We start from the raw sequence: 14,409 nt of genomic DNA on the forward strand, positions 1-14,409 counted from the left end.
CGCGGCGTCGGTGCCGACGCCGTCAGGCAAAGTCCACACAGTTGTGCGTCCGCGCGCAAGTGGCGCACCGGGTGGATCGGAATTTACCGTGCCAGCAGCGTACGGGCACCGTCGGTAATGGCTTCCGCGGAGACCAGAACCTGACGTGCTGCCGGACCTAATGGTACAAACGAGTCAACTCCCGCCACTCGCCGTGCGGCACCGACATATCCGGCGTCGACCAGCGCGGCGATCACCCCCTCGCCAACCCCGCCGGAGCGGCGTGTCTCGTCCACGACCAGCACCCGGCCGGTCGCCGAGGACTCCCGGATGATGTCGGCCACCGGCAGCGGGGCCAGCCAGCGCAGGTCCACCACCCGGGTGCCCACCCCCTCGTCGGCGAGGACCGCCGCGGCCCGCAGCGACATCCGCACCCCGTTACCGAAGGTGATGATGGTCAGGTCGTCGGCCGAGCCGACCCGGTAGACCCGAGCCCGCCCAATCGGCACGTGCCCGGCCACCCACCCGCCCGGCTCCGGATAGCCGGCCAGCCACTCCCCGTCGCCCTCCGCGTACAGGTCGCGGGTGTGGTAGAGCGCGATCGGCTCCAGGAACACGCACACACTGCCGTCCACCGCCGCGCTGGCCAGGCAGGTCCGCAGCATGGGCGCGGCGTCGTCCGGCCGCGCCGGCACCGCGACCACCAGACCGGGCACATCCCGGAGTACGGCCACCGAGTTGTCGTTGTGGAAGTGCCCGCCGAAGCCCTCCTGGTACGCCAGCCCCGCCACCCGCACCACCATGGGGTTGCGGAACGCCCCCTGCGAGAAGAACTGCATGGTGGCCGCCTCGCCGCGCAGCTGATCCTCCGCGTTGTGCAGGTATGCCAGGTACTGGATCTCCGGCACGGGCAGCATCCCGGCCAGCCCGGCGCCGAGGCCCAGCCCGAGAACCGACGTCTCGTCGAGCAGCGTGTCGAAGACGCGGGCCGCCCCGAACCGGTCGCGCAGACCCTTCGTCACCCCGTACACGCCACCCTTGGCGGCCACGTCCTCCCCGAAGATCGCCATCTGCGGGTGGTCGAGCATCCCGTCGGCGAGCGCCGCGTTGATGCTCTGCGCCAGGGTCATCGGGCCGGCCAGCTCCGGCGGCTTGCCGCCGAACGCCTCCGCCCGGGCACCCGCGCCGGGGCCGCTGGCGCGCGCCGCCGCGTCGGCCACCGCCCGCGCCAGCCGCACCGGGCGGCGGGGCGCCAGCGCCGACACCACGTCGGCCGCGGAGACCAGCTTCGGCTCGGCCAGCACCTCCTCGGCCAGCCGGCGTACCTGCCAGCCGGTCTCGTCGTACCGGGCCAGCAGCTCCTCGCCGGTCGCCACGCCGGCGTCGACGAGCAGCCGCGCGGTGGCGACCACCGGGTCCCGGTCCAGGTCCTCGGCCAGTTCAGCCGGGCTGCGGTACGCCGTCTCCGCGTCCGCCCCGGCGTGTCCCATCAGCCGTACCGTGCGCAGGTGCAGCACGGCCGGTCGCCGGGTCCGGCGCACCCAGGCCGCGGCCTCGGCCGCCACCGCGTACGTCTGCACCGGGTCGGTCCCGTCCGCGCTGAAGTAACGGATGCCCGGCTTGGCCCGCAGGGTCGCCTCGACCCAGCCCTCCGGTGAGCGGACGCTGATGCCCAGCCCGTTGTCCTCGCAGACGAAGAGCACCGGGATGCGCAGCCCGGCGTGGTCGTACCAGCCGGCGGTGTTGAAGGCGGCGGTGGCGCTGGCGTGGTTGACCGAGGCGTCGCCGAAGGAACACACCACGATCGCGTCCGGCGGCCACGGGGCGTGTGCGGCGCCCGCGCCGCTGCCGACCCGCACCCCGGCCCCGGTACGCCGTCCGGCGCTGTCCAGCCGGCGCAGCCGCTCCACGGCCAGCCCCATCCCGACCGCGCGGGGCAGGTGCGAGGCGATGGTGGAGGTGGTCGGCACGATGGCCAGGTCGGCCCGGCCGAACACCTTGTGCCGGCCGCCGGCGATCGGCTCCTGGCTGGAGGCGGCCATCCCGCGCAGCACGTCCCGGGCCGCTTCCGCGTACGCCGCGAACCCGCCGACGGTCGGCTCGGCCCCGGACGGCTGCGGATCGGCGGACGTCTCCAGATCGCCGGAAGGCTCCGGATCGCCGGACCGGACCGGGTCTCCGGACGGTTCTGGGGCTCCGGACAGCTCCGGTTCGGCGGACAGCTCCGGTTCGGCGGCTGCCTGCGCGGCGCGGCGGCAGTAGAAGGCGCCGGAGCGGTAGTGCAGCAGCGCTGGATCGGTGGGGCGCAGCGCGGCGGCGACGGCGGCGTTGCCCTCGTGCCCGGCCGAGCCGATGGTGTAGAAACCCTCCCCGAAGCTGCGCAGCCAGCGGCCGGCAAGGTCGAGCTGCCGGCTGGTCACCTGCGCGTCGAACAGGTCCAGCACCTGCGCGCCGGTCAGTGGGGCATCGTCGGTGACCGGGTCGGCTGGGTCACGCCGCCGCTCCGCGGCGGGCAGCGCCGCCAGCGTCTCCCGGAACCGGTCGTCGAGATCTTGCGGGGTGGTCACGAGGGACAGCATTACCGACGAGAGCCCTGGTCGCCCAGAGGGACACGGCCGGCGCGGCTCGACTCACTCCCGCGCACAGGGCTCCGGAAAGCCACCGTCGGACATCTTCCAGACCAGGTCACGAAGGGTGCTCAGCTCCCGATCGGTCAGCCCGGCCAGGAGTCGGGAGTCGGACATCACCCCGGTCACCTGATTCCGGACGCCGCGGCCTTCCCCGGTCACCACGAGCGTCTTCTGCCGCCGGTCCGCCGGATCGGTGCGACGCTCGACCAGCCCGGCCTGTTCCAGTTTGTCGACCAGCACCGTCACGTTCGATCGGTCGCAGCCCAACCGCTCGGCGAGATCGCGGGCTGGCAGCGGGTGGTCCGGGTCCAACTCGTGCAGCGCCCGGGCCGCGGCCGGGGTGAGCCCCAGCTCAGCGAACGCGGTGCTCTGCCGGTGCCGCAGGGCGGTGGTCACGTGCGCCATCCGGCGCACCACCTCGGCGGCGAGACCGGCACGATCCACCGGCACGACTGCTGCGGCACCCGCCTCCTGCGTCACGGCCACATCGTACGCAGCGCGCCGTTCGTCCTGTTCAGCGATCAGGCTCGGGCACACCGGCCGGACGGACAGCGCCGATCGCGGCCCCTCGCCCAGGATCCCGCGCAAGATCCTGGATGTAGTTGCCTCCCGTCGCCCCGACACCACTACATCCAGCATCGAGCACGATCTTGGAGACAGTGGCGGGGTGCGGGCGATCAGCCGGGGAGGAAGGAGAAGCGGACCTGGCGGGTCGGGTTGTCGCCGTTGGTGTCGACCAGGCAGATCGACTGCCAGGTGCCGAGCGCCAGTCGCCCGCCGAGCACCGGCACCGTGGCGTACGGCGGGATGAACGCCGGCAGCACGTGGTCGCGGCCATGGCCGGGCGAGCCGTGCCGGTGCCGCCAGCGGTCCGTGGTGGGGAGCAGGTCGGACAGCGCGCTGAGCAGATCGTCGTCGGAGCCCGAGCCGGTCTCGATGATCGCCAGGCCGGCGGTGGCGTGCGGCACGAAGACGTGCAGCAGGCCGTCGCCCTCGCCGGAGACGAACTGCTGGGCCTCCGCGGTGATGTCCCGGACGGTCGGCCGGGACCCGGTCTGGACGGTGATCACGTCACTGCGCATACGTCGCATTCTGCCGCAGGGCAGGATCAGGAACCGCCGCCAGGCCCGTTCGGGCCGTCGCGGTGGGGGTCTCGAAGAAGGGGAAGCGGCGCCCGTAGCGCTAAGTTACCGACGAGTACCTGTGTTCAGCATCGCGTCGGGGGGGCCTAGACGTGACGGCGGGTGGCACCAGGGGGCAGGATGGCGCTAGAGACCTATCCCACACACAACCGAGGGAACGCCTGTGGCTACGGAACGCAAGCGCCCGGTGATCAGCGACGGCCTACCGAGCCAGCTTCCGGACATCGACCCTGAAGAAACCAGCGAATGGGTCGAGTCGCTTGACGGTGTCATCGACGACCGCGGTGCCAAACGCGCCCGGTACGTCATGCTGCGCCTGCTGGAGCGGGCCCGTGAGCGCCAGGTCGGGGTTCCGCCCCTGACCACCACCGACTACATCAACACCATCCCGTCGGAGCGCGAACCGTGGTTCCCGGGTGACGAGCACGTCGAGCGGCGGATCCGGGCGTACGTCCGGTGGAACGCCGCCATGCTGGTGCACCGGGCACAGCGCCCGGAGATCGGCGTCGGCGGGCACATCTCCACCTTCGCCAGCTCGGCGTCGCTCTACGAGGTGGGCTTCAACCACTTCTTCCGGGGCAAGAACCACCCGGGCGGCGGCGACCAGATCTTCTACCAGGGCCACGCCTCGCCCGGCATGTACGCGCGGGCGTTCCTGGAGGGGCGGCTCAGCGAGCACCAGCTCGACGGGTTCCGTCAGGAGCTGTCGCACCCGGGCGGTGGGCTGCCTTCGTACCCGCACCCGCGGCTGATGCCGGACTTCTGGGAGTTCCCCACCGTCTCGATGGGTCTCGGCGGTCTGAACGCGATCTACCAGGCCCGGTTCAACCGGTACATGCAGCACCGCGGCATCAAGGACACCTCGCAGCAGCACGTCTGGGCGTTCCTGGGCGACGGTGAGATGGACGAGCCGGAGACGCTCGGCGCGATCGGCGTGGCCGCCCGCGAGGAGTTGGACAACCTCACCTTCGTGATCAACTGCAACCTCCAGCGGCTGGACGGCCCGGTCCGGGGCAACGGCAAGGTCATGCAGGAGCTGGAGTCGTTCTTCCGGGGTGCCGGCTGGAACGTCATCAAGGTGGTCTGGGGCCGCGAGTGGGACCCGCTGCTCGCCGCGGACACCGACGGCGCGTTGGTCAACCTCATGAACACCACGACCGACGGCGACTACCAGACCTACAAGGCGGAGTCGGGCGCGTACGTGCGGGAGCACTTCTTCGGCCGCGACGCGCGCACCCGCAAGATGGTCGACCCGCTGAGCGACGACGAGATCTGGAACCTCAAGCGGGGTGGGCACGACTACCGCAAGCTCTACGCGGCCTACAAGGCGGCTACCGAGCACACGGGTCAGCCCACCGTCATCCTGGCGAAGACGATCAAGGGCTGGACGCTCGGCTCGCACTTCGAGGGCCGCAACGCGACCCACCAGATGAAGAAGCTGACGCTGGAGGACCTGAAGACCTTCCGCGACCGGCTCTACCTGGACATCCCGGACTCGGCGCTGGAGGACAACCCCTACCTGCCGCCGTACTACCACCCGGGCGAGAAGTCCGAGGAGATGGCGTACCTCAAGGAGCGGCGCGAGCAGCTCGGCGGGTACCTGCCGTCCCGGCGGACCAGCACCAAGCGGCTGGCCATCCCCGGCCCGGAGCGGTTCGCCGACATCAAGCGCGGCTCGGGCAAGCAGAAGGTGGCCACCACGCAGGCCTTCGTCCGTCTGCTCAAGGACGTGATGAAGGACAAGGAGTTCGGCAAGCGCTGGGTGCCGATCATCCCGGACGAGGCCCGCACCTTCGGTCTCGACTCGATCTTCCCGACCGCGAAGATCTACTCGCCACACGGCCAGCGCTACACCTCGGTCGACCGCGAGCTGTTCCTGTCGTACAAGGAGTCGACCACCGGGCAGATCCTGCACGAGGGGATCAACGAGGCCGGTTCGGTGGCCTCGTTCACCGCGGCCGGTTCGGCGTACGCCACGCACGACGAGCCGATGATCCCGATGTACATCTTCTACTCGATGTTCGGGTTCCAGCGGACCGCCGACGGGCTGTGGGCCGCGGCCGACCAGATGGCCCGGGGCTTCCTGCTCGGCGCCACCGCCGGTCGGACCACGCTCAACGGTGAGGGCCTTCAGCACGAGGACGGGCACTCGCTGCTGATCGCCGCGACCAACCCGGCCGTGGTGGCGTACGACCCGGCGTTCGCGTACGAGATCGCGCACATCCTGGAGCAGGGTCTGCACCGGATGTACGGGGACGCGCAGGAGAACGTCTTCTACTACCTGACGGTCTACAACGAGCCGACCCTCCAGCCGGCCGAGCCGGCCGACGTGGACGTGGAGGGCCTGCTCAAGGGCATCTACCGCTACTCGCCGGCACCGCAGGTCGACGGCCCGAAGGCCAACCTGCTCGCTTCGGGCACCGGGATGCAGTGGGCGCTCAAGGCCCAGCAGCTGCTCGCCCAGGACTGGGGGGTGGCCGCCAACGTCTGGTCGGTGACCTCCTGGACCGAGCTGCGCCGCGACGCGGTGGAGACCGAGGAGTACAACCTGCTCAACCCGGGCGCCGAGGCGAAGGTTCCGTACATCCAGCAGAAGCTGGCCGACGCGGACGGGCCGAAGATCGCGGTCAGCGACTTCATGCGTGCGGTGCCGGATCTGATCGCCCGCTGGGTGCCCGGTGACTACACGTCGCTCGGCACCGACGGCTTCGGCATGTCGGACACCCGGCACGCGCTGCGCCGGCACTTCCACGTCGACGCCGAGTCGATCGTGGTGGCCACGCTGCGGCAGCTCGCCCGCAGCGGCGCGGTGGCGGCCACCGTGCCGGCCGAGGCCGCCAAGAAGTACGCGATCGACGACGTCAACGCCGCCCCGGTCGGCGAAACCGGCGGCGACAGCTGAAAGAGCACAACCGAGAAGGGCCCGGCGCTGACGCGCCGGGCCCTTCTCGCTGTATCCCCACCCCCACAACGGGCCGATCAAGGAGTTGTGGTGGTGGACGAAGTGGACAGGTCACCGCGCAGCAGGCACCACAAGTCCATGATCGACGCCAGCCGCAGGGGTGGAGGGGCGGTGGTCCGGGGTCCCTGGCGGGGATCCGGACCACCGCCGGGGCGGGTGACGCCGGGAGGATGTGCGCTCGTCAGCCGACGGCGGCCAGGTCGGTGAGCCGGGCCAGCGAGTCCTCCAGGTCGGCGCCGACCCGACGCAGTCCGAGGCGCAGCAGGGCCGCCTTCACCGGGCCGGCCGGCCAGCGGACCACGATGAGCCGCACGATGGTGCCGCCCTCCTCCTCCTCGTCGGAGGTGAGCTGGACGTAGATCTCGGTTCGCGCTTCCGCACGAGCACCGGCGCCCTTGGCCCGTTCCCGCCAGCCGATCAGCGTCGGCTCCTGGTAGGCGATCACCTCGGCCTCATGCGCCGAGCCGCGCCCCGCCTGGACCAGTTGTCGCCGCCCGAAGCCCTCTCCCGAGAGCACTTCGGCCGCGCGGACCCCCGCCAGCCAGGCCGGCAACTGCTCGGCCCGCTGCACGACATCCCAGACCACTTCAATTGGCGCCGCCACGTGCGCACTGCGTTCAACGAGGATCATTTCCGTCTTCCTCCGGTGAGGACATCCCACGATATCGGCACTCTATGCGCTAAATCGGACTTACTAGGACGGGTTCGGAAAAAGACACGCCGATCAACCATTGCGGATTGCGCCATTGCGGCCTATGGCGCATTCATCGAGAGCGCCCTAAAGTCCCGAACACGTTTCACGTTGACCGGAGGGCGCATGTCGATCGCACCGTTGCCCCAGTACCCCACCGGCTTCCGCTGGGGCGTCTCCACATCGGCCCATCAGATCGAGGGCGCGGTCGCGGCCGACGGTCGCGGTCCGTCCATCTGGGACACCTTCGCGCACTCCCCCGGCCGGATCAGCGACGGCAGCAGCGGCGACGTGGCCTGCGACCACTACCACCGGCACAGCGAAGACGTCGCGCTGCTGACCGGGTTGGGCGTCTCGGCATACCGCTTCTCCATCGCCTGGCCCCGGGTGCAGCCCACCGGCGCCGGCCCGGCCAACACCGCCGGCCTGGACTTCTACGACCGACTGGTGGACGAGTTGCTGGCCGCCGGCGTCGACCCGGTGGCGACCCTCTACCACTGGGACCTGCCTCAACCCCTCGAAGACGTTGGCGGCTGGCTGCACCGCGACACCGCCGCCCGCTTCGCCGAGTACGCCGATCTGACCGCCGCCCGACTCGGCGACCGGGTCCGGCTCTGGATCACCCTGAACGAACCGTTCATCCACATGAGCCTCGGCTACGGCATGGGCGCGCACGCCCCCGGCCGGACGCTGCTCTTCGACGCGTTTCCCGTCGCCCACCACCAACTGCTCGGGCACGGGCTCGCGGTCGCCGCCCTGCGGGCCCGCACCACCAGCCCGGTGGCGATCGCCAACAACTACTCGCCCGTGCGGGTGCTCGGCGACCGCGACGCCGACCGGGCCGCCGGAGCCGCGTACGAGGTGCTGCACAACCGGCTCTTCACCGACCCGCTGCTCGGCCGCGGCTACCCGGAACTGCCCGGCTTCGACCCGAGCGTCGTCCACCCCGGCGACCTCGACACGATCGCCGCGCCGATCGACGTGCTCGGGGTCAACTACTACAACCCCACGGGTGTACGCGCCCCCGAGGAGGGCTCAGCTCTGCCGTTCGACCTCGTGCCGCTGGACGGCTACCCGCGTACCGCCTTCGACTGGCCGGTGGCCCCCGACGGGCTGCATGAGCTGCTCCGCTGGCTGCGCGACACCTACGGAGACGCGCTGCCGCCCATCGAGATCACCGAGAGCGGCTGCGCGTACGACGACGTACCGGACGCGGACGGGCAGGTGGCGGATCCGGAGCGGATCGCGTACCTCGACGGGCACCTGCGGGCGGTCCGGGCCGCCATCGACGACGGGGTCGACGTGCGCGGGTACTTCGTCTGGTCGCTGCTCGACAACTGGGAGTGGGCCGAGGGGTTCACCAAACGCTTCGGCCTGGTCCACGTCGACTACGCCACCCAGACCCGGACGCCGAAGTCCTCGTACACCTGGTTGCGGGACGTGATCGCGGCCTCCCGGGACGGGTCGGCGCGGTGACCACCCTCGACCCGACGCCGGCGTCGCTTCCGGCTGCGCTCGCCGAGCCGACCGTGCCGGTACGACGCGGCTGGATCGGGTTGATCTTCGCCGCCAACCTCGGGGTCTGGATGGCGTTCTTCACGCCCATCCAGGTGCTGCTGCCGCAACAGATCGAGCTGATCGCGCCCGGCGACAAGGAGAACATGCTGGCGGTGGTCACCGGCCTCGGCGCGCTGGCCGCGGTGCTCGCCAACCCCCTCGCGGGCGCGTTCTCCGACCGGACCTGCCTGCGGGTGGCCGGCCGGGAGTTCGGTCGCCGGCACGTCTGGACCGCCGGCGGGGCCCTGCTCGGCGCGGTGGCCCTGGTGCTGCTGGCCCAGCAGCGGACCATCCTCGGGGTCGCCCTCGGCTGGGTCGCCGCCCAGGTCTGCTTCAACGCGATGCTGGCCAGCCTCACCGCGGCCATCCCGGATCGCGTGCCGGTGGCGCAACGCGGCGGTGTCTCGGGCTGGGTGGGCATCCCGCAGGCGCTCGGGCTGGTGCTCGGCGCGGTGCTGGTCACCGCCGTGGTCACCGGCAATGCCGCCGGCTATCTGGCCATCGCGGTGGCCATCCTGCTGCTGTCACTGCCGTTCGCGCTGTTCACCCCGGACGAACCGCTGCCGCGTACGCATCGGCCGGTGTTGCGGACCCGGGCGCTGCTGGCCTCGATGTGGATCAGCCCTCGCCGGCACCCGGATTTCGCCTGGGCCTGGATCACCCGGTTCCTGGTCCAGCTCGGCAACGCGTTGGGCACCCTCTACCTGCTGTACTTCCTCACCGACGGGGTGCGCCACCCCGATCCCGAGGGTGGCCTGCTCGTGCTGATCCTGCTCTACACGCTCGGCATGATGCTGACCGCGGTGGTCGCCGGCCGCATGTCGGACCGTTCGGGGCGCCGCAAGATCTACGTGATCGCGTCCGGGTTGATCATGGCGGTGGCGGCGCTGCTCCTCGCGGTCGCGCCGGTCTGGCCGATGGCGATCGTCGCCGCGCTGCTGCTCGGCGCCGGCTACGGCGTCTACCTCTCGGTGGACGCCGCGTTGATCACCCAGGTGCTGCCCCGGGCCACCGACCGGGCCAAGGACCTGGGCGTCATCAACATCGCCAACTCGGCGCCGCAGGTGCTCGGCCCGGCGCTCTCCGCCCCGCTCGTGGTGTACCTGGGCGGTTACCCCACGCTCTACGCGGTCACCGCCGTGGTCACCCTGATCGGCAGCGCCCTGGTCGTCAAGATCCGCTCAGTCCCCTGAGTCAGGGGGCCGTGGCGAAAAGCCGTCGACGGTCGCCGTAGGCTGGGGGACGTGACGGTACGTGTGCGCTTCGCCCCCTCCCCGACCGGTATGTTCCACGTCGGCGGCGCCCGCTCGGCGCTGCAGAACTGGATCTACGCCAAGCAGCAGGGCGGTGTGTTCGTACTGCGCATCGAGGACACCGACGCGGCGCGCAACAAGCCCGAGTGGACCGAGGGCATCCTCTCCGCGCTGGACTGGATCGGCATCTCCCGAGGCAGCTACGAGGGCCCGTACTTCCAGTCGGAGAACGCCGGCGAGCACCGGGCCGCCGCGGCCCGCCTCTACGAGTCGGGCCGCGCCTACTACTGCGACTGCACCCGCGAGGACGTGCAGGCCCGCACCGGCTCGCAGTACCAGGGCTACGACGGCTACCACCGTGACCGCAACCTGGGCCCCGGGGTGGGGCACGCGCTGCGCTTCCGTACGCCGGACGAGGGCGCGACCGTGGTGGTCGACCTGATCCGCGGTGAGCCCACCTTCGAGAACAAGCTCATCGAGGACTTCGTCATCGCCCGGGGCGACGGCTCCCCGGTCTTCCTGCTGGCCAACGTCGTCGACGACATGACCATGGGGATCACCCACGTGATCCGCGCCGAGGAGCACCTGCCCAACACACCCAAGCAGCAGCTGCTCTGGGACGCTCTCGGGGTCAAGCCGCCGGTCTGGGCGCACGTGCCGGTGGTGGTCAACGAGAAGCGGCAGAAGCTCTCCAAGCGCCGCGACAAGGTCGCCCTGGAGGCGTACCGCGAGGAGGGCTACCTCGCTGGCGCGATGCGCAACTACCTCATGCTGCTCGGCTGGGCGCCCTCCGGGGACCGGGAGATCGTCCCCTGGTCGGTGATCGAGGACGAGTTCCGGCTCGACGAGGTCAACCCCTCCCCCGCGTTCTTCGACGAGAAGAAGCTGCGCGCGTTCAACGGCGAGTACATTCGCGCGCTGTCGGTGGCCGACTTCATCGACGCCTGCCAGCCGTGGCTGACCGGCACCGGGACCATCGCGCCGCCGCCGTGGCAGCCGGAGGAGTTCGACGCGGACGCGTTCGCCGCGGTCGCCCCGCTGGCCCAGACCCGACTCGCGGTGCTCAGCGAGATCGTGCCGAACGTCGACTTCCTCTTCCTGGCCTCGCCGCTGATCGACGAGGCCGCCTGGGCCAAGACGATGAAGGACGGCTCGGCCGAGCTGCTGGACGCCGCCATCGTGGCGTTCGAGGCGCTGGAGTCCTGGGATGCCGATTCGCTGAAGTCGACGCTGGAGGCGGTCGGCGCCGAGCGTGGTCTCAAGCTCGGCAAGACGCAGGCGCCGGTCCGCGTCGCGGTCACCGGCCGCACCGTGGGCCTGCCGCTGTTCGAGTCGCTGGAGGTGCTCGGTCGCGAGCGCGCCCTGACCCGGATGCGCGCCGCCCGACTCCGCCTGGTCTGATCTCCGAGCCGACTCCCGCGCCGTCTCCGCCGCCGGCCGCCAGCCAGCCTGGCGCCCGGCCGCTCAGCGGCGTCGGGCTCGGTGCCGCCGCTGCAACCCGACGACGAGCGCGCCCACCAGCAGAGCCGCCGCGATCGTCCACAGCCAGCCGCGCAACTGGCTGCTCTCCTGCGCGGCCGGCACCGGGCTGCCCGCCGGAGTCGCACCGGCGGTCGCGGTGGCGGCCGGCGCCGCCGACGACGCCCCGCTGACGGTCGGCCCCCCCGCCGCGGCCGGGGCGGAGCCACCGGCGGACGGGGCGGTGCCGCCAGTGGCCGACGGTGCGGCGGACGGGTCGGCGGAGGTGCCTGTCGTGAGGGTGAACCGCACCTCGCCCTTCACCGGGTGCCCGTCGCTCGACGCGAGCCGGTAGGCGACGATGTAGAGCCCGGCGGCGGCCGGTTTGAACGGCACACGCACGCGGCTGCCATCGAACGCCGGTGGGCCGCCAGCGACCACATTGTCCGGTCCGGTTATTGTGATCTTCGTCGTAGCGGGTGCTGGCTTGGCCAGGAACCGCAGCTCGATCCGGGCGGGTGCCTTCGCCACTCGGGCGCCGTCGCGCGGGTCGCTGCCGGTCAGCGAGTTGTGCGCCGCAGCCGGTGCCGCCGGCACCAGCAACGACACACCGAACGCCACGCCGAGCACCACTGGCACAACTCGCGCAGTACGTGTAACCCTGCCCCCCATGAACCCCTCCGTAAGGGTACGATCCGCCCGCTGATCAAACGGCTCCTCGTTAGTCGAGCAGAGATCGCAGATAGTTCCAATTACTGTTCCACAAGCTGCAACTCATCGACGTTCTGCGGAGTCTGTAGGAGTAGGCCTCGACCATTCGGTCGACGCCGCACCGGCAGACCGGTCGAGGCGTCACAGCGAAGCCATCCATCGAACGGGGCGAGGAGGCGGGATGGTCCGACAGATGAGGCGGTTGGCCGCCGTGCTGGCGGGCACGCTGGCGACGGCGCTGCTGTCGCTCGGCACCGCCAGCCCGGTCTCGGCCGCGCCGAACCCGGCACCGGCCGGGGTGGACATCACGGGCGTGGGGCTGTCCGCGCCGCTGCGGTTACGCGCGGAGACGCAGCCCGCTCACGTGGGCGCGGTCATCGAGCAGGTCAACTTCCTCGCTCGTACCGGTATGCCGACCGGACCCAAGCCTGCCGACCTCGGTCCGAAGTACACGATCGTGGTGCTCGCCGGTGACACACCGAAGCAGACGTACGACCTCTATCCCAAGGCGGTCGGCGGCCCACGGATCTTCCGGCCGGCAAAGCAGCCGGACGGCCGCAAGACCAGTGCCGGCTGGTTCCTGGGTCGGCTCAGCATGTCCGAGACCCTGCGCACCGCCGGTGTGCCGCTGGAGCGGCAGTTCGACACGGTCAGCGGCGGCGTGGGCGGCGGCGAGCGGGTGCTCCCGGAGGACACGCTCGACCCCGCGAAGGACCTGGACGAGGCTCTTGGCGACCTGCAGCACCTGCTGCTGCTCAATGTCGGGGTGATGCTGACCATTACCGTCGGCCTCGCCGGGATCGCCCTGCTGATCCGCCGCCGCACCCGCTGACCTGCTCGGCGTCGGCGGTCGGCGTCGGCCGCGTCGGCCGGACCGCCCTCGCGGGTCGCTCTCTCGCGCGGTGGTGTTCAGCACCAGCGGCGCGGTGGGCGCTCCCGCCGGGTGGCCCGCGGACGCGGCCGGACCGGGCCGTGCCGATGTGCCCCGGCCCAGCCAGGAAGTTCGCTAAGGCAACCAGCGGGGACATCCGTGTCGGGCTCGGAGAGTGCGCTGGGCTCGGCGGAGCGCTGGCGCGGGAGCACGATCTCGTCTTCGGCCCGGCCGGCGGGCGGCTCCACCGGGTGCGCTGGCGCGCCGCTGACCGGCCGGCGATGCTTGCCAGCCGCCTGCGGGTCGTGCCCCGGCCGGCTGGGCTCGCCCTGGGCGCAGCCGTGCTCGGCCTCCCCGTGCGCCATCCCCGGTCTCCTCACGCTCGCCTCACCCGCGGGTGCTCCCCCCGACGTGCCCTGTCACCGTACTGGCCGGGACCGACGGGCCGCGCGCAGCGTACCCGGGGTCGACACCCGCCAGCCCACGACGACGACGGTGAGCGCGCGCTCTGGTAGCACAGTTCACAGCATCTTTTCGCGCCGTTCATCGGGAGGAGCCCCGGCCCGGCGGACCGGCGGTCAGCGGGTACGGTGCGCCTCCAGGTCCACGCGGCGGAAGAGCGCCCGCAGCGCCACGCCGTGACCGGCGAGCGCCTCCGCCCCTCCCTCGACGCGGTCGATGACGCAGAGGGCGTTCTCCACCCGGGCACCCAGTTCGCGTAGTTGACCGGTGGAGATGACCACCTGGCCGCCGGAGGTGACGACGTCCTCGACCACCAGCACTCGCCGCCCGACCAGCTCCGCGCCCTCGGCCAGCCGGGCCGTCCCGTACGGCTTTGCGATCTTGCGGACGAACGCGCAGGGCAGCCCGGTGTGCCGGCCGAGCGCGGTCACCACCGGGATCCCGCCCATCTCCAGCCCGGCCAGCACCTCGGTATCCGTCGGGACCAGGTGCGCCAACTGGGCCGCGACCCGGTCCAGCAGGCGGGGATCCGCCTCGAAGCGGTACTTGTCGAAGTACTCGTCGGCGGTCCGGCCGGAGCGGAGCACGAACGTGCCGGTCAGCCGGCAGGTCGCATCGATCTCGCGAGCCAGCGCGGCCATCGTTTCCCGATCAGTCATGATGATCATTCTCGCTCTCGTTGCGCAGGATGCG

General features: G+C 71.4%; 11 protein-coding genes and 2 pseudogenes. 5 read left to right on the top strand and 8 right to left on the bottom strand.

The window, feature by feature from the left end:
- Positions 1–83 precede the first annotated feature (83 nt).
- The 4 genes and pseudogenes from HNR20_RS06780 to HNR20_RS06790 form a co-directional block, all read right to left on the bottom strand.
- Positions 84–2,057 (bottom strand): annotated as a pseudogene (locus HNR20_RS06780) (thiamine pyrophosphate-dependent enzyme); the annotation flags it as partial.
- Between the two features lie 155 nt (positions 2,058–2,212).
- A pseudogene (locus tag HNR20_RS32835) lies at positions 2,213–2,558 on the bottom strand (transketolase); the annotation flags it as partial.
- Positions 2,559–2,609: 51 nt separating this feature from the next.
- The gene (locus HNR20_RS06785) at positions 2,610–3,014 is read right to left on the bottom strand and encodes a MarR family winged helix-turn-helix transcriptional regulator (RefSeq protein WP_184188103.1); all 405 of its coding nucleotides are present in this window, start codon (positions 3,012–3,014) and stop codon (positions 2,610–2,612) included.
- Between the two features lie 272 nt (positions 3,015–3,286).
- A complete protein-coding gene (locus HNR20_RS06790) occupies positions 3,287–3,691 on the bottom strand; it encodes a YjbQ family protein (protein WP_184177419.1) in 405 nt (134 codons plus the stop codon).
- 223 nt (positions 3,692–3,914) lie between these two features.
- Here HNR20_RS06790 and aceE point away from each other — a divergent pair, with 223 nt between their 5' ends.
- On the top strand, positions 3,915–6,653 hold the full coding sequence (gene aceE / locus HNR20_RS06795) for a pyruvate dehydrogenase (acetyl-transferring), homodimeric type (RefSeq protein ID WP_184177421.1): 2,739 nt from the start codon (positions 3,915–3,917) through the stop codon (positions 6,651–6,653).
- Between the two features lie 241 nt (positions 6,654–6,894).
- Here aceE and HNR20_RS06800 read toward each other — a convergent pair whose 3' ends face one another.
- Positions 6,895–7,344, bottom strand: a complete 450-nt coding sequence (locus HNR20_RS06800; protein ID WP_184177423.1) for an SRPBCC family protein — start codon at positions 7,342–7,344, stop codon at positions 6,895–6,897.
- A gap of 186 nt (positions 7,345–7,530) precedes the next feature.
- Here HNR20_RS06800 and HNR20_RS06805 point away from each other — a divergent pair, with 186 nt between their 5' ends.
- From HNR20_RS06805 to gltX, 3 genes are read left to right on the top strand one after another with little or no spacing between them, the layout of a single operon-like run.
- Positions 7,531–8,880 (top strand): GH1 family beta-glucosidase, encoded by a 1,350-nt coding sequence (locus HNR20_RS06805; protein WP_184177425.1) that lies wholly within the window; start codon positions 7,531–7,533, stop codon positions 8,878–8,880.
- Complete coding sequence (locus tag HNR20_RS06810) at positions 8,877–10,154, top strand: MFS transporter (protein ID WP_184177427.1); 1,278 nt, start codon at positions 8,877–8,879, stop codon at positions 10,152–10,154. Before HNR20_RS06805 ends, HNR20_RS06810 begins: the two co-directional genes overlap by 4 nt.
- 51 nt (positions 10,155–10,205) lie before the next feature.
- Positions 10,206–11,615 (top strand): glutamate--tRNA ligase, encoded by a 1,410-nt coding sequence (gltX, locus tag HNR20_RS06815; protein WP_268240292.1) that lies wholly within the window; start codon positions 10,206–10,208, stop codon positions 11,613–11,615.
- Between the two features lie 63 nt (positions 11,616–11,678).
- Here the strand turns inward: gltX and HNR20_RS06820 are convergent, their stop codons facing one another.
- The gene (locus tag HNR20_RS06820; RefSeq protein WP_311736868.1) at positions 11,679–12,293 is read right to left on the bottom strand and encodes a copper resistance CopC family protein; all 615 of its coding nucleotides are present in this window, start codon (positions 12,291–12,293) and stop codon (positions 11,679–11,681) included.
- A 271-nt stretch (positions 12,294–12,564) separates the two neighbouring features.
- On the opposite strand from HNR20_RS06820, the gene HNR20_RS06825 reads away from it, so the two are divergent.
- Positions 12,565–13,215 (top strand): hypothetical protein, encoded by a 651-nt coding sequence (locus HNR20_RS06825; protein WP_184177431.1) that lies wholly within the window; start codon positions 12,565–12,567, stop codon positions 13,213–13,215.
- Positions 13,216–13,292: 77 nt separating this feature from the next.
- On the opposite strand, the gene HNR20_RS06830 is transcribed toward HNR20_RS06825, so the two are convergent.
- Entirely contained in the window at positions 13,293–13,619 is a 327-nt protein-coding gene (locus tag HNR20_RS06830; protein ID WP_184177433.1) for a hypothetical protein, read from the bottom strand.
- 213 nt (positions 13,620–13,832) lie between these two features.
- On the bottom strand, positions 13,833–14,375 hold the full coding sequence (locus tag HNR20_RS06835; protein ID WP_184177435.1) for an orotate phosphoribosyltransferase: 543 nt from the start codon (positions 14,373–14,375) through the stop codon (positions 13,833–13,835).
- Positions 14,376–14,409: the final 34 nt, after the last annotated feature.

The organism is Micromonospora parathelypteridis, from assembly GCF_014201145.1.
In the GTDB taxonomy this organism is placed as follows: Bacteria; Actinomycetota; Actinomycetes; order Mycobacteriales; family Micromonosporaceae; genus Micromonospora; species Micromonospora parathelypteridis.

Excerpts from the sequence above, each read along its gene's own strand:
- HNR20_RS06785 (WP_184188103.1), bottom strand. The coding sequence starts at position 3,014 with ATGGCGCACGTGACCACCGCCCTGCGGCACCGGCAGAGCACCGCGTTC.
- HNR20_RS06830 (WP_184177433.1), bottom strand. The coding sequence starts at position 13,619 with ATGGCGCACGGGGAGGCCGAGCACGGCTGCGCCCAGGGCGAGCCCAGC.
- HNR20_RS06825 (WP_184177431.1), top strand. The coding sequence starts at position 12,565 with ATGGTCCGACAGATGAGGCGGTTGGCCGCCGTGCTGGCGGGCACGCTG.
- HNR20_RS06790 (WP_184177419.1), bottom strand. The coding sequence starts at position 3,691 with ATGCGCAGTGACGTGATCACCGTCCAGACCGGGTCCCGGCCGACCGTC.
- HNR20_RS06835 (WP_184177435.1), bottom strand. The coding sequence starts at position 14,375 with ATGACTGATCGGGAAACGATGGCCGCGCTGGCTCGCGAGATCGATGCG.
- HNR20_RS06805 (WP_184177425.1), top strand. The coding sequence starts at position 7,531 with ATGTCGATCGCACCGTTGCCCCAGTACCCCACCGGCTTCCGCTGGGGC.
- HNR20_RS06800 (WP_184177423.1), bottom strand. The coding sequence starts at position 7,344 with ATGATCCTCGTTGAACGCAGTGCGCACGTGGCGGCGCCAATTGAAGTG.